The organism is Methylocystis sp. sgz306128 (assembly GCF_056032725.1).
Genome location: NZ_JBVYWO010000001.1, coordinates 729,643 through 745,106 on the forward strand (window position 1 = coordinate 729,643; position 15,464 = coordinate 745,106).

The following is a 15,464-nucleotide window of genomic DNA, read 5'->3' on the forward strand; positions in this document are numbered from 1 at the left end:
TGCATGTTTGACTTTTTCGATACGAGCAAGCTGCTCATCATCGGTGTGGTGGCGCTGATGGTGATTCCGCCCAAGGATTTGCCGGGCGTGCTCCGGCAATTGGGGCAGGCTGTGGGCAAGCTGCGGCGCATGGCGAATGAGTTCCAGAACCATTTCAATGACGCACTCCGGGAAGCGGATCTCGATAGCCTGAAGAAGGAAATCAACGATCTGCAATCGAGCGCCGCCATGCCGCTGGATATCGGAACTGCCGTACCCACATTCGCCACGCCCGCAGCAGAGGGCGCAGAAGCAGCCTCGTCTGCCTCGGCCAACTCAATCTTGCCGGATAATGTCGCCGCGCCTCACCCTGTGCCGGGCGCACCTGAGGCGTTGCAGCCGCAGACTGAGACCGCACCGGCCGAAAAGCCGAAGCGCCGCCGTGCAAAGGCCGCTGAGGCTGCACCTGCGGATGCTAAACCCAGTGCTGCCGCCAAGGCGCCAAACAAGCCGAAACCCAGAAAATCACCGGTCCGGGCCGCCAGTGCCAAGGTAAAGACCGCCGGGAGCGAAGAGACAAATGTCTGAAGTGGATACATCAGAGATCGATGCCAGCAAGGCGCCTTTGATGGATCACATCATTGAGTTGCGCTCGCGCCTGATACGGGCGATGGCCGCGTTCATCGTCGCCTTTCTTATCTGCTTCTATTACAGCCATCAGATCTACAATATTCTGGCTGAACCTTTTGTGCGGGTTGTCGGTGCCGACAAAGCCACCCTCATCGCGACCCATTTTCTTGAGCAGTTTTTCACGAATCTCAAGCTGAGCATGTTCGGCGCGGCCTGCATTGCCTTTCCCGTCATTGCCGTCCAGCTTTATAAATTTGTCGCGCCGGGCCTTTACAAGCATGAGCGCCGGGCCTTCCTGCCTTATCTGGTCGCTACGCCGATCTTTTTCGCGTTGGGCGGATTGCTGGTATTTTTTGGCGTTATGCCCGCGATTATCCGGTTTTCTGTGTCCATGCAGCAACTGAACGCGCCCGGGCAGGCGACGATCGAACTGCTGCCCAAGGTGAGCGAATATCTCTCCCTGATCATGACATTGATCTTTGCCTTCGGCATAGCTTTCCAGCTGCCGGTGGTGCTCACGCTGCTGGGGCATGTCGGCATTATCGACTCGGCCTTTCTGCGCGCGAAAAGGCGGCTGGCCATTGTCATCATCACCGTGATCGCGGCGGTGCTGACGCCGCCCGATGTCATTTCCATGGTGTCCCTGGCCTTGCCGATGCTGCTTCTTTATGAGGGCTCCGTTCTCGCTGTCCGCATTATCGAAAAGAAGCGGGCCGTCGCCGCGTCCGAAGACTGATGCCGTTCCGCCATATTCTTCTTGCCGTCCTTGTGGCGGTGGTTTTCGGCCTTGCCTTTCCTGTCATCAAGATCGGACTTGGCGAGGCGCGGCCCCTGATGCTGACGGGCCTGCGATTCACGTTTTCTGCCTTTCCAGCAATGTTGTTCATTGCCCGGCCAAAAGTTAGCTGGCTGGTTCTGGTCAGTTATGGCCTGCTGATCGGCGTCCTGCTTTTTGGTCTGCTGTTCACGGCGATAAATCTGGGCCTGCCCTCTGGCCTTGCTTCGCTGGTCGCGCAGGCGCATGTATTCTTCACGATTATTCTGAGCTTCTTCCTGTTCAGTGAGAAGCCGACCAGCGCGCAGATCATGGGGTCCGTGCTGGCCTTTATCGGCATGCTGGTGATTGCCGCGCAGCGCTTTGCCGGCGGCGGCGCTCTGGGACTGATTTTGGTGGTGCTGGCGGCGCTCAGCTGGGCATTCGGCAATCTTGTGGTCAAAAGGGCGGGGCGCGTCGATATGCTGGCCTTCATCGTCTGGTCCAGCCTTGCGGCGCCTGTTCCGCTTTTTGCGGCTTCCTATATTTTCGAGGGCCCGCAGGCATTCGCCGTGCTGGCGCATCCGTCGATTACCCTCGTCGCCTGCGTGTCTTATATGGCGATGGCCGCCACCTTGCTGGGCTATGGCCTGTGGAACTGGCTGCTGGCCCGGCATTCGGCGGCGGCGGTCGGACCCTTCGCGTTGATGATCCCGGTTATCGGCATTGCCTGCGGTGCTATTTTCTTTCACGAGAGCCTTCATCTGCAAGAAGTGCTTGGCGCGGTCTTGATATTCATTGGCCTATGCTTCAACGTTTTCGGCAATCGAATCTTAAGCAGCACTTGAACTGGCGGGGCACGCATGTACGACATCAAATGGATCAGAGATAATGCTGCTGCCTTTGACGCGGGCCGCAAAAATCGTGGCCTGCCACCGCTGAGCGCGGAACTGATCCGCCTTGACGACATCCGCCGCACGGCGATTGCGCAAAATCAGGCTGCGCAGGAGCGCCGGAACGCCGCCTCAAAGGAAATCGGCCAGGCCATGGCGCAAAAAGACATGGCCCGGGCCGAAAGCCTTAAGGCCGAGGTGGCCGAACTCAAGGCCAGAACCGGGGATTTCGAGGCGCAGGAGCGCGAAGCCATCGCCGCGCTCAGCAAGGCATTGAGCGAGATTCCCAACACGCCGCTGCCGGATGTGCCGGTGGGTGCCGACGAACACGATAACGTGGTCAAATCCGTTCATGGAGAAAAGCCTGTCTTTGCCTTCAGGCCAAAGGAGCATTTCGATATTGGCGAAGCTCTGGGCATGATGGATTTTGATACGGCGGCAAAAATTTCCGGTGCGCGTTTCGTCGTGAACAAGGGGCCGCTTGCCCGCCTTGAGCGCGCGCTTGGCCAGTTCATGCTGGACCTGCATACCGAGGAAAACGGTTATATGGAGGTCAATCCGCCGATTCTGGTCAAGGATGAGGCGATGTATGGCACTGCCCAATTGCCAAAATTCGAGGAAGACCAGTTCTGGGCGATCAGTGGCGAGCTTGTGGCCAGCCTTTCAGAGGCCAGAGTGCGCGAGATTTCCGATGCCGAGGCACCCGCTGCCTATGCCGCGCTGGCGAGCGGGTTGCGCGCCAGCCGCTATGGACTTATCCCGACCGCAGAAGTGCCGCTGACCAATCTGGTGCGGGAGAGCATTCTGGATGAAACCAGCCTGCCGATGCGCCTGACAGCCTGTACGCCGTGTTTCCGGGCTGAGGCGGGTTCCGCGGGGCGCGATACGCGTGGCATGATCCGCCAGCATCAGTTTACCAAGGTTGAACTTGTCGCCATAGCCACGCCCGAACAGGCGGCGGCCGAGCATGCGCACATGCTGGCCAGCGCCGAGAAAGTGCTGCAAAAGCTGGGCCTGCATTACCGCGTGGTGACCTTGTGCACCGGGGATATGGGCTTCGCCAGCCAGAAAACCTATGATATCGAAGTCTGGCTGCCGGGGCAGGACAAATATCGAGAAATTTCGTCCTGTTCGGTCTGCGGCGATTTTCAGGCTCGGCGCATGAACGCCCGCTATCGCCCGTCCGGCGAGAAGCAGACCCGGTTTGTTCACACGCTGAACGGCTCGGGCCTTGCTGTGGGGCGTGCGCTTGTCGCCATTCTCGAAAATTACCAGAACGAGGACGGTTCTGTCACAATACCTGATGTATTACGCCCCTATATGGGCGGGTTGAAGATAATTTCACGGAGTTAATTTACATGCGAATTCTGCTCACCAACGATGATGGCATCAACGCGCCGGGTCTTGTCATTCTGGAAAAAATCGCCCGCCAGCTTTCTGATGATGTCACCATTGTTGCACCCGAGCTGGATCAATCCGGCGTCTCGCACTCCTTTTCGCTGAACGATCCGCTGCGCCTGCGCAAGGTTCGTGAGAATGTCTTTGCTGTCAAAGGCACACCGACAGATTGCGTGCTGATGGGCGTGCGCCATGTTCTGCGGGACAAAATGCCCGATCTCGTGCTTTCGGGCGTTAATCACGGGCAGAATGTCGCCGAGGATGTGACCTATTCCGGAACGATTGCCGGTGCGATGGAAGGAACGTTGCTGGGCATTCCGTCAATTGCATTGTCGCAGGCTTATGGGTCGCTCAGCGCCCGTCATGAATTGCGCTGGGATAATCCGGAGGCCTATGGAGCGGACGTCATCCGCAAGGTGCTTGAAGTCGGCTTCCCCAAGGAAATTCTCATCAACATCAATTTTCCCGATTGCGCGCCCACTGACATGCAGGGCATGGCGGTATGCGTTCAGGGGCGGCGTGAAGGGGCGCTCGTTGAAATTGACGAGCGGCGCGACGGCCGCAACAACCCGTATTATTGGCTGGCGCTGCAGCGCGGCAAATTCAATTACGGACATGGCACGGATCTGGCGGCCATAGCCGAAAAGAAGATTTCGATTACACCACTGCGGCTGGACCTGACCGACGATCCAACTCTGACGCGTCTGGCCGCCGCCATTATGAAGTGAGATGCGGGACACTGCGCGGATCGAATTCGTTCTGAAATTGCGTGCGCGCGGCCTGCGCGACACCAATGTGCTGCGCGCGCTTGAAATTGTCCCGAGGGAACTTTTCGTTCCGCACCGGTATCAGGATCTCGCCGGCAAGGATATCGCCTTGCCGATCGCTTTTGGCCAGACCATGCCCTCGCCATTTGATGTGGCGCGCATGCTCGAACTGCTCGAAGTGCGGCCGCAGCACCGCATTTTGGAAATTGGCACCGGCTCTGGGTATACAACGGCGGTTTTGGCCCGGCTCACGGGCGATATTGTTTCACTTGAGCGCTTTCAGACCCTGAGCATCGAGGCCAGAACGCGGCTCTCCGAACTGGATCTCGGACAGGTGAAGCTGCAATGGGCTGATGGATTGGCGCTGCAGCCGGAGCTTGGCCTCTTCGACCGTATTCTTGTCCATGGCCGGCTTGACGTCATCCCCGCGTCTGTTCTGGGGGCTCTGGCCCCCGGGGGGCGCATTGTCTGCGCCAGACCGTCGGCGGGCGAAACGCAGCCCGTGCTCGTGTGCCTTCAGCGGGACAAGGCCTCGCAATTGCAGCAAGCCAGTCATGGTTCAATCCGGGCCATGCCGCTCATTCCGGGAGTGGTGCGTAACCTTCAGGCCGGGTTCTGAAGAAAATTCTAAAAATTGATTCATCATAAACCGAACCTTAACGGGTTGTCCTACACATTAACGCTACGAATAAGCGTAGTCAGGTGGGTTCAGTCTATGAGTGATTCAGTCGCGTCGAAAGGCTTAAAAGTCGCTGTGCGTGTTGCTTTTGCAGGATTGGCGCTGGCCTTGCTGTCAGGCTGCTCCTCGGACGTGACGCGTTTTGCCAGTCCGTTCAGTTCATCTTCGTCGTCCGCGCCGGATGAAATGCCGACGGGACAAATTCCTGAAACGCAGGCAATTCCGCGCTCAACCGTTACGTCGGCGCCTTTGCCTGCACCTGTGGCGCAGCCCGGCGCGTTCAACAATGTCGGCGTTCCGGCCAATCAGCCGCCAATGGTGGCTCAGGCGCAGCCTGTGGTCTCCAGCGTTGCAGCGTCCTCCGGGGCGTCCGAGGGTGGCTGGAGCGTTGCCGGCGGTACGCCGGTCGTGGTTGCGCCCGGAGAAAATTCAAAAGTCATAGCCCGCCGCTACGGCGTGCCGGAAAATGTGCTGCTCAGCCTGAACGGCTTCTCCGGTGCGGCGCAGGTTAAACCGGGCGCACATCTTGTGATTCCGGTTTATAATGCGGGCAGCGCACATAGCGCTGCCTTGCCCAAGCCGCAGGCGCATGTCGCCGAAGCGGGCAAGTCCGGCGAAAAGTATAAACTCGTTGCCGGCCCCAGATCGGCTGCGGAAGAGGCCGCGCGCAAGAAGGAAGCGATGAGCGCGAAGACCCCACAGATAAAAGTGGCCAATGCGCATGTCGACCTGAAAAAGGATAAAAAGCTTGAGTCCGCCCAAGCGGGCGATATGGCCCATCCGCAGGCGGGCAAGTCCGATCAGAAAGTTGTCGCGCTTAACGCTCATCCCGTTGCAGAGCAGGCAAAGCCGGTTGCCGTGGCTTCGCTCGAACCGGCAAAAAATCAGGTGCAGCCGGCGAAACCTGCTGTTGATCCGACACCGACGGCCAGTCTGTCCAGCGCGCAGGAGGCAGCCGCCCCTGCGAGTGCGGCCGCATCCGACGGCGCGCCTGAATTCCGCTGGCCCGCCCGCGGCCGCGTGATCGAGGGCTTCAAGGCCGGGGCCAATGACGGCATCAATATTGCGGTGCCTGAGGGCACATCCGTCAAGGCGGCTGAGGCTGGTGTTGTGGCCTATGCCGGCAGCGAACTGAAGGGCTATGGAAATCTTATTCTCGTGCGCCACCCCAACGGCTTTGTCTCGGCTTATGCCAATAATTCTGAGCTGATGGTCAAGCGCGGAGATCAGGTGAAGCGCGGTCAGGTGATCGCTAAGTCCGGCCAGACGGGAAGCGTCAGCACGCCGCAGCTGCATTTTGAATTGCGCAAGGGCTCCACGCCGGTCGATCCGGTCAAATATCTCGCCGGACTCTAGTTTTCAGCACTTCGCAAAGCGATTTCCGCGAGACACGTAAATCGCTTTGGAACGAAGCGGCACGGTCCCACGAAAGGCCGTGCCGTTGTGCTTTTCAGACGAGCGGTTGTTCCAGCCGTCCGGCCAGATCCTGAATGAACTGCCAGGCGGTGCGGCCCGAGCGCGCGCCGCGTGTTGCGGCCCATTCTATGGCCTGCGCGTCCAGTTCCTCTGATTTAACCTTCAGGCCGAAATGGGCGGCATAGCCGCGTACCATGGCCAGATATTCGTCCTGATTACACTTATGAAAGCCGAGCCACAGGCCAAACCGGTCGGAGAGGGATATCTTCTCCTCCAGCGCCTCGCCCGGATTGATCGCGGTGGAGCGTTCATTATCCATCATATCGCGCGGGAGCAGGTGACGGCGGTTGGATGTCGCATAGAAAAGGACGTTGCTGGGGCGTCCTTCAATGCCGCCTTCCAGCACCGCCTTGAGTGATTTGTAGGACGTGTCTTCGGCATCGAATGAAAGATCGTCGCAGAAAATCAGAAAGGCATAGGATTCATCGCGCAGCAGGCCCATGAGCTGAGGCAGGCTCTCGATATCCTCACGGTGAATTTCAATCAGCTTGAGGCGGCGCTTCCCGGCTTTGTCCAGTTTGGCGTTGCAGGCGGCGTGGGCAGCTTTGACAAGCGATGACTTGCCCATGCCGCGCGCGCCCCAGAGCAGCGCATTATTTGCGGGCAGGCCACGAGCAAAGCGCTCCGTGTTTTCGATCAGCAGATCCTTGACCCGGTCGATGCCCTTCAACAGCATCAGTTCGACGCGATTGACATTCGGTACAGGCGCAAGGCTCATGCTCTTGGCCATCCAGACGAAAGCATCAGCCTTTTCAAGCGGCGGACGCGCCGGTGGCTGGGAGCCCTTTTCGAGGGCGCTGGCGATGCGCTCAAGCGCAGAGAAGAGGCGATCCTGATGGCTGGTGTCTGTCATTATGATTCCGGTTCAGTGAGAGGCTCTCAGTTCGCCGAGCATATTCGCCAGACGCACAAAATCTTCAACCTCAATTTCTTCAGCGCGTACAGTGGGTGCAATTGCCGCCATTTCGAGGAGGAGACCGGCATCCACGCCAAGGCCCTTGAGCGATTGGCGCAGCATCTTGCGCCGCTGGCCGAAGGCGGCCTGTGTAACCTGTGACAAAAGCTTGCCGCTGCAGGGCAGTGGCGATGGACGCGGGACGAGCTCCACCACGGATGACGTGACCTTGGGCGGCGGCGTGAAGGCGCTGGGCGGAACGTCGAAGAGAATGCGGGTGGTGCAGCGCCAGTTGCACAGAATGGCAAGACGGCCATAATCGACGCGCTGCTTTGGCGTGGCAACAATACGCTCGGCCACTTCACGCTGGAACATCAGCGTGAGTCTGTCAAACCAGGGCGGCCAGACCTCGCTTTCCAGCCATTGGACGAGCAGGGCGGTCCCGACATTATAGGGCAGGTTTGCACAAATGCGGCGCGGATTTGGGTAGCCGGCCAAGGTTGCTGCAAGGTCGGCCGTCAGGGCGTCGCCCTCGATCCAGGTCAGCCGGCCGGGGTAGGCGGCGGCAATCTGCTCAAGCGCCGGAATGCAGCGCGGGTCGCGCTCTACCGCGATTACATGGCGCGCGCCTTCCATCAGCAATGCGCGCGTCAGGCCGCCTGGCCCGGGGCCGATCTCAACCACGGTGACGCCGTCGAGCGGCCCGGCAGCGCGCGCAATCTTGCGCGTCAGGTTGAGGTCAAACAGAAAATTCTGCCCAAGGGCTTTTTTTGCCTGCAGATCGAAGCTCTGCACAACGTCGCGCAGAGGAGGCAGATTGTCCGGTTCTTGCGTCACTGGCTCGCCTGCTTTCAGTTGCTGGCGATGCCGTCTGTTGTGGACTTGGAACTGGTGTTCTTGATCGAGGCGTCGCCCAAGGTCCGAAGTTCCAGTTGGAGCAGGATTGTCTGGTTCCGTGTGAGGGTGCCGGAGCCGGTATCCTGCAGCGTCGTGGCATAATTCAGACCGAGGGTGGTGCATTCATCGCCATAGGCTATGCCGACGCCGCTGGCGGCAACCGAGAACCGCGGGGCGGTCTTGTCGTATTTCCAGCGGGCGAGATCAAAGACAACCTGCCCGTTGACCGACCAGCGATCTGTAAGCTTGTAGCGCGCCGATAGCCCCAGACCTTCACGCCAGTTGGTGAAGCCAATCAGCGGCTGAGGCGCATACCGGCCATAATTTATGCTGGACGTGAGTTGGCCAGCGGTGAAATTGGCTATGAGATCAAGCCGCTTGGTCGCCCATGTGGCTTCGTCAAACCGCCCCTTGGCGATGAAGGACACCTGCGAACTGGGCGAAAAACCAATTTTGCCGACATAATCGGATTTGGATGTTTCAAGGCCGGAATTCGCGCCCGTATTGGCGACGTCATACATGGCATAAGAGTTTTTGCCCGCCAACTGGAACGATTCGCCCGCCATTATATTGGCAAAGCCGCCACGGTTGAACGACATCGTATATTGCGCGCCCGCATTCAGGCGTACGCCGCCTTCTGAACGGTCGTAGCCGGAGAATTTGTTCCAGGCGAACAGATTGGTGTCGTCGAAAACAAGGCTCTGCGCATCTTCATTGGGCATGGAGCCGACGCCGCCTTCATTGGGCCGCGCGACAATCTGCGCGATGGGCTCTATGGTATGCGTCGCCCATGAGGTCCTCGCCACGAAAGGATAACGATACTCCAGCCCGACAGCAGGCATGACACGGCCATAAAGCGCCTGTCCCTTGGAGAAGAAATTGGACTGGGAGGCGTTGGTCAGTGAGGAACCGCCAAATTGAACGGCATTGAAAGTGGAGCTTTTGTTAAGATCGATCGCCTCGGCATCGGCGCGCCCGTAGACGAAGGGGGTCCACACTTCGCCGATCGGGTCGATCAGCTGCTTGCGCCAGTCGAACTGCGCGGAAAAGCGTGTCGTATTTCCGGCCATGCCGCGCAGGATGCAATTATCCTTTGAATAAAGGCCAGAAGCTGCGGGATTGCAGACGTCATAAAGCCCGTATTGGCTGTCGAGCAGGTGTTTTTCATTTAAGCCGTTGACAGTCGATTCAAAGGCCGCTGCCTCGCGCGAGATGCTGGTCATGTTGAAATCGAGGCCGAGTTCGCCAGCCAGCAGCCCATATTTTTCCTTCGGCAGGTCGATGGTCTTGTTATAGTCGAGCACGGGGGCCGCCAGCGGCAGCTCCTTTTGATAATCCGTGCTGGAAAGCCCCTGGAACGCGTAGCCCCGCAGGTCGAAATAGGCGCGCGGGCTCTGGCCTGTCAGATAGATGGTGGAGGTGGTTTCCTTATAATAATTCGAGGCCAGATTTTCCGCAGGGACATTGAAATCATTGTAATAAAACTTGTCCGTGGCGACGGCGAGGTTCCACCCGAACGACCATTGCGGGTTGATCAGGAATTTGCCGTTTGTTTCAATCGAGCCGCGGAAAGTCTTGTCTCCCGCGCCGAAAGGCGGTGCGAGAAAATCACTCCTGCGTGCGGGCGAAATGCCCGAGACGCGGATGTCATATTCGCCATGTTCAAGACGGTGCCGCCAGACAGCCTCGGCGAGCAAGCCCTGACGTGTCATGAGGGTCGGAATCAGCGTGAGGTCGTAATTAGGCGCCAGGTTCCAGAAAAAGGGCAGCGACACGCCAAAGCCAAGCGCTGACTTGTTGACGAAATGCGGCCCGAGAAAGCCGGTCTTGCGCTGAACGGTTGAATCAGGGGCCGACAGATAGGGCAGCCAGAGCACAGGTATGCCAAGCACCTCAAGCGTCGCATTTTCAAAATAGACGGTTTGATCCTTGGCATTGTGAATGACGTGAACGGCGTGTACCTGCCAGATCGGCGCGCGTTCGGGATGCTGCTTGCAGGGTTCGCAGGCCGTGTAAGTGGCCTTGTCGAGCGTGATGATATCCTGATCGATTCGCTCTGCATGCGGCGAGGTGAGGCGGGTCTTGTCCTTGCTGATGATGCGCAGCGACTGAATGAAGCCGTCATGAAAATCATCCGTCAGGTCAAAGGTGTCGCCGTAGGAGACCGACCCATCCGCCTCGGTGATCTTGGCGTTTCCCGTGGCAAATACACGGCCGGTGGTCTTGTTGTAGATGACTTTATCTGCCTGAAGCACGCGGCCTTTGTAGTAGATCTGGACGTCGCCTATCGCCGAAACCGTATTGTCATCCTTGTTGTAGACGAGTTTTGCAGCCTCGATCAGCATGCGTTCCGGATCGGGCGCAGCCGCCGGGATGGCCTTGGCGCTCGAGGCAGGTGCGGTTGTCTGGGCAAGTGCAGGCATCGCTGAACTCAGGGATGCGCAGGCAACAAGGCACAACGCCAGCAGCGCCGCCGCTGTGCGTCTCAGAATGCCGGAAACATCCAAGAAGAAATGGTGCGCCATTCCTCCCGCGCGATTGCCGCGCCTCATTCAGCCATCCTCCTGGTGCAGCAAGATGATTGCACCAATAAAAGAACCAATCAGAGCAGGAGACCAAGCCGCCACCACAGCGTTGAGAAGCCCAGCGCCGCCTAAATCTCCCACCAGCTTTGTCACCACATAAAGCACGAAGCCGGTTGCTATGCCACCAGAAACCATCCGGGTAATCCCGCCCATCCGAAAAAATTTCAGAGAGAAGGATGCGGCCACCAGAACCATTGCAACGAATAAAAGTGGTCGCGCCAGAAGCGTCTGAAACCGCAGGTTATAACGGATAGAGTTAAGACCAGCTTCCGTCATTCTTTTCGTAAGGGCAGGAAGTTCCCAAAATGGCACAGCATCTGGCGATAAAAAGTGCTGGGTGATCTCATCTGCCGATAGCGTGGTCGCAAGAATATAGTCGCCGACATTTTCCGGCGGCGTATCCACGCGCAGGACCCGTGCCCCGGTCAATGTCCAGAATCCGGGGCTGAGCTTTGCCTCGGTGGCTTCCACGCGCTCCGAGAACGCGCCATTCGGCTCGAACACATAAACGGTGACATTATGCAGAATTCGCCCCGATTCTTCGGACGAATTGGCGTGTATAATGGCCTGTCCGTCGCCGCTGCGCTGCCGGATCCAGAGGCTGGAATCGAGGTTGCTCTCGGGCGAATGGCCGAAAAGCTGTGCCTCGATATGGTCTGAGCGCTGCTTGAGCAGTGCGGCGACCGGGTTATAAACCGTTGTTGAGAATATGCCGAGACCGGCAGCCACAAGCAGGGCAGGCAGAAGAAATTGCCAGACCGACACCCCTGCCGCGCGCGCAATGACGAGTTCCAGCTTGCGTGTCAGATCCAGAAAGGCGGCCATTGCGCCGATCAGAATGGCGAAGGGCATGATCTGTTCGGTAATGGCCGGAATCCGGATCAGCGACAAAAAGGCGATAAAGCCGGTCGACGCATTGCTGATTTCACCTGTCCGGCGCAAAAGCTCAACCAGATCAATGATATAAACAAGGCAAAATACAGTGATGAAGACATAGATCACCGTGCGCGCAAACCGCCGTCCAAAATAGATGCCGAGCGTTTTTCCGATCATGCGGATGCCCTCGCCGCCCGCATGCTCACGAATTCCGACAATTCGTCTGAGAAGATCACGATCAGGGCCAGAATCGAACTGAGCAGGGGAATGGCATAGGCGAATAAGATGCCGGTCGCTTCGCGCAACATCATGGTGGATGCCGCGGCTCCGGCGAGGCGGATGGAAATCATCAGCACCACCGCCGAAAGGATGGCCATGCCGCGGCCCTGACGCGTGGTGCGGGCCTGACCCAGCGCCGCGAAGGCGATCAGCATGAATGCGAATGCATAGAGCGGGTTGGTGAAACGATCCTGCAATTCCGCACGGATCCGGCCTGTCTGCGGGGCCAGTTCCTTGCTGCTGATATCGGCATGCAGCAATTCTTCTGTCGGGCGCTCCCTCGGCACGAAGGATTTGCCTCCGGTGTCGGGAGCAAACTGGGACAGGTCAATCGCATAATGGTCGAAGGTGACGATGGCGGAATCCTGCCCGGCGCCGTTCTGGCGCTGGACGCTGCCATGTTCCATGACAAGGAAATTCTCGCCGTTTTGTTCAATCGTGCGGCCTGTCTCGGCGATATAGACCGTGACATGTTCGGGATCGCGCGCATCCTGCATGAAGAGCCCCAGCAACTCGCCACGTGGTCCACGCTCGCGATAATGGAAAAGAAACCCATCGGTGATTGGCAGGAACTGCCCGGCTTCCACAACGCGGGTCAGGAAGTCGGTGCGTACTCTGGTGATCAGATCCTTCTGAACCCTGAAACTCCAGGGCATGATTTCAAGCGTCAGCGACGCAACCAGCATTGAGGTCAGCAGCGCAAGCACCAGCAGCGGCTTGAGCAGCGTGATGGGCGAAATGCCCGCGGCACTCAGCACGACAAGCTCGCTGTCGCCGTTGAGCCTGTTCAGGACATAAAGCGTGCCGATAAACAGCGCCACGGGCGCTATCACCATCAGCAGAATCGGAATCCCAAGGCCGGTGATGCCCAAAAATATCCAGAAACTCTGTCCCTTTGTGGTCAGCAGGTCAAAATCGCGCAATGCCTGCGTGATCCAGATGACAGCCGTAAGGCCGAACAGGCTGACCAGAGAGGCCATCAGGCCAGTTCTGAAGATATACCGCTGGATGATGCTCATATCAGCCGCCTGTCACCCCCGCAGGCAGCGGGTGTGTTGCAAGCCATCGTGCCAGCTCTGCCTTGGCCCGGGCTGTAATAGCATGACGCTTGGCGACGATTTTGTCATGGCCGCGCAATCTTTTGCCCGATTCCGCCTTTGGTGCCTCATCAGGCGGCGGGAACAGCCCGAAATTCACGTTCATGGGCTGGAACGAGCGCGGGCCGGCGTCTATCGTCACCAGATGCCCGCCGGTTATGTGATTGAGCAGAGCGCCGGTCGCGGTAGTTGGCGGCGGCAGGTCAAATTCCAGTCCGAGACGCTCGGCAGCGGCCATCCTGCCCGCCATAAGGCCCACGGCGGCGCTCTCGACATAGCCCTCGCAGCCAGTGATCTGCCCGGCAAATCGCAGGCCCGGACGTGCCTTGAGACGCAGCCGCGCATCGAGAACCTGCGGCGAATTCAGGAAAGTGTTGCGATGCAGGCCGCCCAGTCTGGCGAATTCCGCCTGTTCCAGACCGGGAATCATCCGGAAAATGCGCACCTGCTCGGCATATTTGAGCTTCGTCTGAAACCCCACCATATTATAGAGCGTGCCCAGAGCATTATCCTGCCGCAACTGCACGATAGCGTAGGATTTAACGCCGGGGTCGTGCGGATTGGTCAGGCCGACAGGCTTCATCGGGCCATGGCGGAGCGTTTGCGCGCCGCGCTCGGCCATCACTTCAATCGGGAGACATCCGTCAAAATAGGGTGTCGATTCCCACTCTTTGAAGCTGGTTTTGTCGCCTGCGAGCAGAGCGGCGATGAACGCTTCATATTCGTCCTTGTTCATCGGGCAGTTAATGTAATCCGCGCCCGTACCCCCCGGACCAGCCTTGTCGTAGCGCGACTGATACCAGGCCTTGCTCATGTCGATCGTATCGCGATGGACGATCGGGGCGATGGCATCGAAAAAGGCAAGGGAATCTGCGCCGGTGAGCTGGCAGATGGCCTCGGCCAGCGCAGGAGACGTCAGAGGGCCGGTGGCAATAATCACATTGTCCCAGCTTTCGGGCGGCAATCCGGCTATTTCACCGCGCTCGATCCGGATCAGAGGATGTGCCTCCAAGGCTTGCGTGACCGCAGCGGAAAAGCCGTCGCGGTCAACCGCCAGTGCGCCGCCGGCAGGAACCTGATTCTGGTCTGCGGAACGCATGATCAGAGAATTCATCTGCCGCATTTCATAATGAATCAGACCCACGGCATTAGAGTCGGAATCGTCGGAGCGGAAGGAATTCGAGCAGACCAGTTCCGCGAGGCTTTCCGTCAAATGGGCGTCTGTTTTGCGCTCCGGGCGCATTTCATGAAGGATAACGGGCACGCCGGCGCAGGCAATCTGCCATGCGGCCTCTGAGCCGGCCAGCCCGCCGCCAATGATGTGAACAGGTAAGATGTGCGAAGATAAAGCATTCATCCCCTGACTTTAAAGGCTGCTGCAGTGCGGCGCAATGATGCGGCCGCGAAATCTTGGCTTTGGGAGACGAAATTGACGCCTTGGCGCAAAAAGAAAACGCCCGCCGGAGGGAGGAGCCGGCGGGCGTTTGCGCGAAAAGGGAGTTCAGGAAGAAAACTCAACCTTTCCGTTTAACCTCAGGCCGCAGTGGCCTGACGTGCAATGTATTCGATGTCTCCGCGCGAAATGCCGAGATCCTGCAGTTCGCGATCCGAGAGACCCTGCAATTCGCGAACCGAATTGCGATAAAGACGCCAGGCCTCGAGGCGGCGGGCTAAAGACTTGATAAACATGATGTGCTCTTTCTACGTGATTAAGGTTGTTGCGGATGTGGCCGGGCGCTCAGATGAAAGCGGCCTGGCGGGCCACGACGTCGATGTCAGCGCGCACGATACCCAGATCGTTCAGTTCCCGGTCGCTCAATTGCTGCAACTCGCGGACCGACGCGCGGTAACGGCGCCATGATTCAAATTTCTGTGCAATGCTGGTGAAAATCATCGCTATAACTCCTGTATATCAGGGATATTCCCTGTGCTGCCCTGTTTCCGCAGGGCTTTAATTTCCCTTTGACGCTGCGGACTATGCCTTATCCCCGACTAAAGGTGAAGCGTTTATGTTGCGATGCAGCCATGCGTTTTTTGCATGTTGATATTTACCATTCGTTCACAATATTGGGTTCTTGCTGCATTTTGTTGGAAATGTGGCGGAATAATCATCAAATTCCATCATAATCGCTCAAATGACGCCGCGATAATTATGACGTTTTGCATAACTGTCATGAAAATTATCTGGAATTTGTGCGTTGCAGCATATGTGCCGATGGTGCGGCGCACACATGGTAATCAGCGCAGACGGCCCGGAAG

General features: G+C 58.2%; 15 protein-coding genes. 7 read left to right on the forward strand and 8 right to left on the reverse strand.

The genetic code is table 11. The features are described from left to right. The first annotated feature begins 3 nt into the window (after positions 1-3). The 7 genes from tatB (at position 4) to AC0N03_RS03530 (ending at position 6,456) form a co-directional block, all read left to right on the forward strand. Entirely contained in the window at positions 4-567 is a 564-nt protein-coding gene (gene tatB / locus AC0N03_RS03500) for a Sec-independent protein translocase protein TatB (protein WP_474287095.1), read from the forward strand. Further along, positions 560-1,345, forward strand: a complete 786-nt coding sequence (gene tatC / locus AC0N03_RS03505; RefSeq protein WP_474287096.1) for a twin-arginine translocase subunit TatC — start codon at positions 560-562, stop codon at positions 1,343-1,345. The genes tatB and tatC overlap by 8 nt, the downstream gene beginning before the upstream one ends. Beyond that, a complete protein-coding gene (locus AC0N03_RS03510; RefSeq protein ID WP_474287098.1) occupies positions 1,345-2,211 on the forward strand; it encodes an EamA family transporter in 867 nt (288 codons plus the stop codon). Before tatC ends, AC0N03_RS03510 begins: the two co-directional genes overlap by 1 nt. A gap of 15 nt (positions 2,212-2,226) precedes the next feature. Then, positions 2,227-3,609 carry a serine--tRNA ligase gene (serS, locus tag AC0N03_RS03515; RefSeq protein WP_474287100.1) on the forward strand — a complete coding sequence of 461 codons (1,383 nt, stop codon included), beginning with the start codon at positions 2,227-2,229 and terminating at the stop codon, positions 3,607-3,609. A gap of 5 nt (positions 3,610-3,614) precedes the next feature. Beyond that, on the forward strand, positions 3,615-4,382 hold the full coding sequence (surE, locus tag AC0N03_RS03520; RefSeq protein ID WP_474287101.1) for a 5'/3'-nucleotidase SurE: 768 nt from the start codon (positions 3,615-3,617) through the stop codon (positions 4,380-4,382). A 1-nt stretch (position 4,383) separates the two neighbouring features. After that, positions 4,384-5,040 (forward strand): protein-L-isoaspartate O-methyltransferase family protein, encoded by a 657-nt coding sequence (locus AC0N03_RS03525; RefSeq protein ID WP_474287102.1) that lies wholly within the window; start codon positions 4,384-4,386, stop codon positions 5,038-5,040. Positions 5,041-5,136: 96 nt separating this feature from the next. Continuing rightward, a complete protein-coding gene (locus tag AC0N03_RS03530; RefSeq protein ID WP_474287103.1) occupies positions 5,137-6,456 on the forward strand; it encodes a peptidoglycan DD-metalloendopeptidase family protein in 1,320 nt (439 codons plus the stop codon). A gap of 94 nt (positions 6,457-6,550) precedes the next feature. On the opposite strand, the gene AC0N03_RS03535 is transcribed toward AC0N03_RS03530, so the two are convergent. The 8 genes from AC0N03_RS03535 to AC0N03_RS03570 all read right to left on the reverse strand — a co-directional run bounded on the left by AC0N03_RS03535 (position 6,551) and on the right by AC0N03_RS03570 (position 15,099). Further along, on the reverse strand, positions 6,551-7,429 hold the full coding sequence (locus AC0N03_RS03535) for an ATP-binding protein (RefSeq protein ID WP_474287104.1): 879 nt from the start codon (positions 7,427-7,429) through the stop codon (positions 6,551-6,553). A gap of 12 nt (positions 7,430-7,441) precedes the next feature. Further along, positions 7,442-8,308, reverse strand: coding sequence for a 16S rRNA (adenine(1518)-N(6)/adenine(1519)-N(6))-dimethyltransferase RsmA (rsmA, locus tag AC0N03_RS03540; RefSeq protein WP_474287105.1), 867 nt, complete (start codon positions 8,306-8,308; stop codon positions 7,442-7,444). Positions 8,309-8,322: 14 nt separating this feature from the next. Further along, positions 8,323-10,920 carry an LPS-assembly protein LptD gene (locus tag AC0N03_RS03545; protein WP_474287107.1) on the reverse strand — a complete coding sequence of 866 codons (2,598 nt, stop codon included), beginning with the start codon at positions 10,918-10,920 and terminating at the stop codon, positions 8,323-8,325. Then, positions 10,921-12,006: an LPS export ABC transporter permease LptG gene (lptG, locus tag AC0N03_RS03550; RefSeq protein ID WP_474287108.1), complete on the reverse strand. Its 1,086-nt coding sequence runs from the start codon at positions 12,004-12,006 to the stop codon at positions 10,921-10,923. It lies immediately after the preceding gene. After that, positions 12,003-13,127, reverse strand: a complete 1,125-nt coding sequence (lptF, locus tag AC0N03_RS03555) for an LPS export ABC transporter permease LptF (protein ID WP_474287109.1) — start codon at positions 13,125-13,127, stop codon at positions 12,003-12,005. The genes lptG and lptF overlap by 4 nt, the downstream gene beginning before the upstream one ends. A gap of 1 nt (position 13,128) precedes the next feature. Continuing rightward, the gene (trmFO, locus tag AC0N03_RS03560; RefSeq protein ID WP_474287112.1) at positions 13,129-14,562 is read right to left on the reverse strand and encodes a methylenetetrahydrofolate--tRNA-(uracil(54)-C(5))-methyltransferase (FADH(2)-oxidizing) TrmFO; all 1,434 of its coding nucleotides are present in this window, start codon (positions 14,560-14,562) and stop codon (positions 13,129-13,131) included. A gap of 176 nt (positions 14,563-14,738) precedes the next feature. After that, positions 14,739-14,894, reverse strand: coding sequence for a DUF1127 domain-containing protein (locus tag AC0N03_RS03565; RefSeq protein WP_474287113.1), 156 nt, complete (start codon positions 14,892-14,894; stop codon positions 14,739-14,741). 49 nt (positions 14,895-14,943) lie between these two features. Further along, entirely contained in the window at positions 14,944-15,099 is a 156-nt protein-coding gene (locus AC0N03_RS03570; RefSeq protein WP_474287114.1) for a DUF1127 domain-containing protein, read from the reverse strand. Positions 15,100-15,464 lie beyond the last annotated feature (365 nt).

Coding starts and splice junctions, on each gene's coding strand:
- tatB (WP_474287095.1), top strand. CDS start 4: ATGTTTGACTTTTTCGATACGAGCAAGCTGCTCATCATCGGTGTGGTG.
- tatC (WP_474287096.1), top strand. CDS start 560: ATGTCTGAAGTGGATACATCAGAGATCGATGCCAGCAAGGCGCCTTTG.
- AC0N03_RS03510 (WP_474287098.1), top strand. CDS start 1,345: ATGCCGTTCCGCCATATTCTTCTTGCCGTCCTTGTGGCGGTGGTTTTC.
- serS (WP_474287100.1), top strand. CDS start 2,227: ATGTACGACATCAAATGGATCAGAGATAATGCTGCTGCCTTTGACGCG.
- surE (WP_474287101.1), top strand. CDS start 3,615: ATGCGAATTCTGCTCACCAACGATGATGGCATCAACGCGCCGGGTCTT.
- AC0N03_RS03525 (WP_474287102.1), top strand. CDS start 4,384: ATGCGGGACACTGCGCGGATCGAATTCGTTCTGAAATTGCGTGCGCGC.
- AC0N03_RS03530 (WP_474287103.1), top strand. CDS start 5,137: ATGAGTGATTCAGTCGCGTCGAAAGGCTTAAAAGTCGCTGTGCGTGTT.
- AC0N03_RS03535 (WP_474287104.1), bottom strand. CDS start 7,429: ATGACAGACACCAGCCATCAGGATCGCCTCTTCTCTGCGCTTGAGCGC.
- AC0N03_RS03545 (WP_474287107.1), bottom strand. CDS start 10,920: ATGAGGCGCGGCAATCGCGCGGGAGGAATGGCGCACCATTTCTTCTTG.
- lptG (WP_474287108.1), bottom strand. CDS start 12,006: ATGATCGGAAAAACGCTCGGCATCTATTTTGGACGGCGGTTTGCGCGC.
- lptF (WP_474287109.1), bottom strand. CDS start 13,127: ATGAGCATCATCCAGCGGTATATCTTCAGAACTGGCCTGATGGCCTCT.
- trmFO (WP_474287112.1), bottom strand. CDS start 14,562: ATGAATGCTTTATCTTCGCACATCTTACCTGTTCACATCATTGGCGGC.
- AC0N03_RS03565 (WP_474287113.1), bottom strand. CDS start 14,894: ATGTTTATCAAGTCTTTAGCCCGCCGCCTCGAGGCCTGGCGTCTTTAT.
- AC0N03_RS03570 (WP_474287114.1), bottom strand. CDS start 15,099: ATGATTTTCACCAGCATTGCACAGAAATTTGAATCATGGCGCCGTTAC.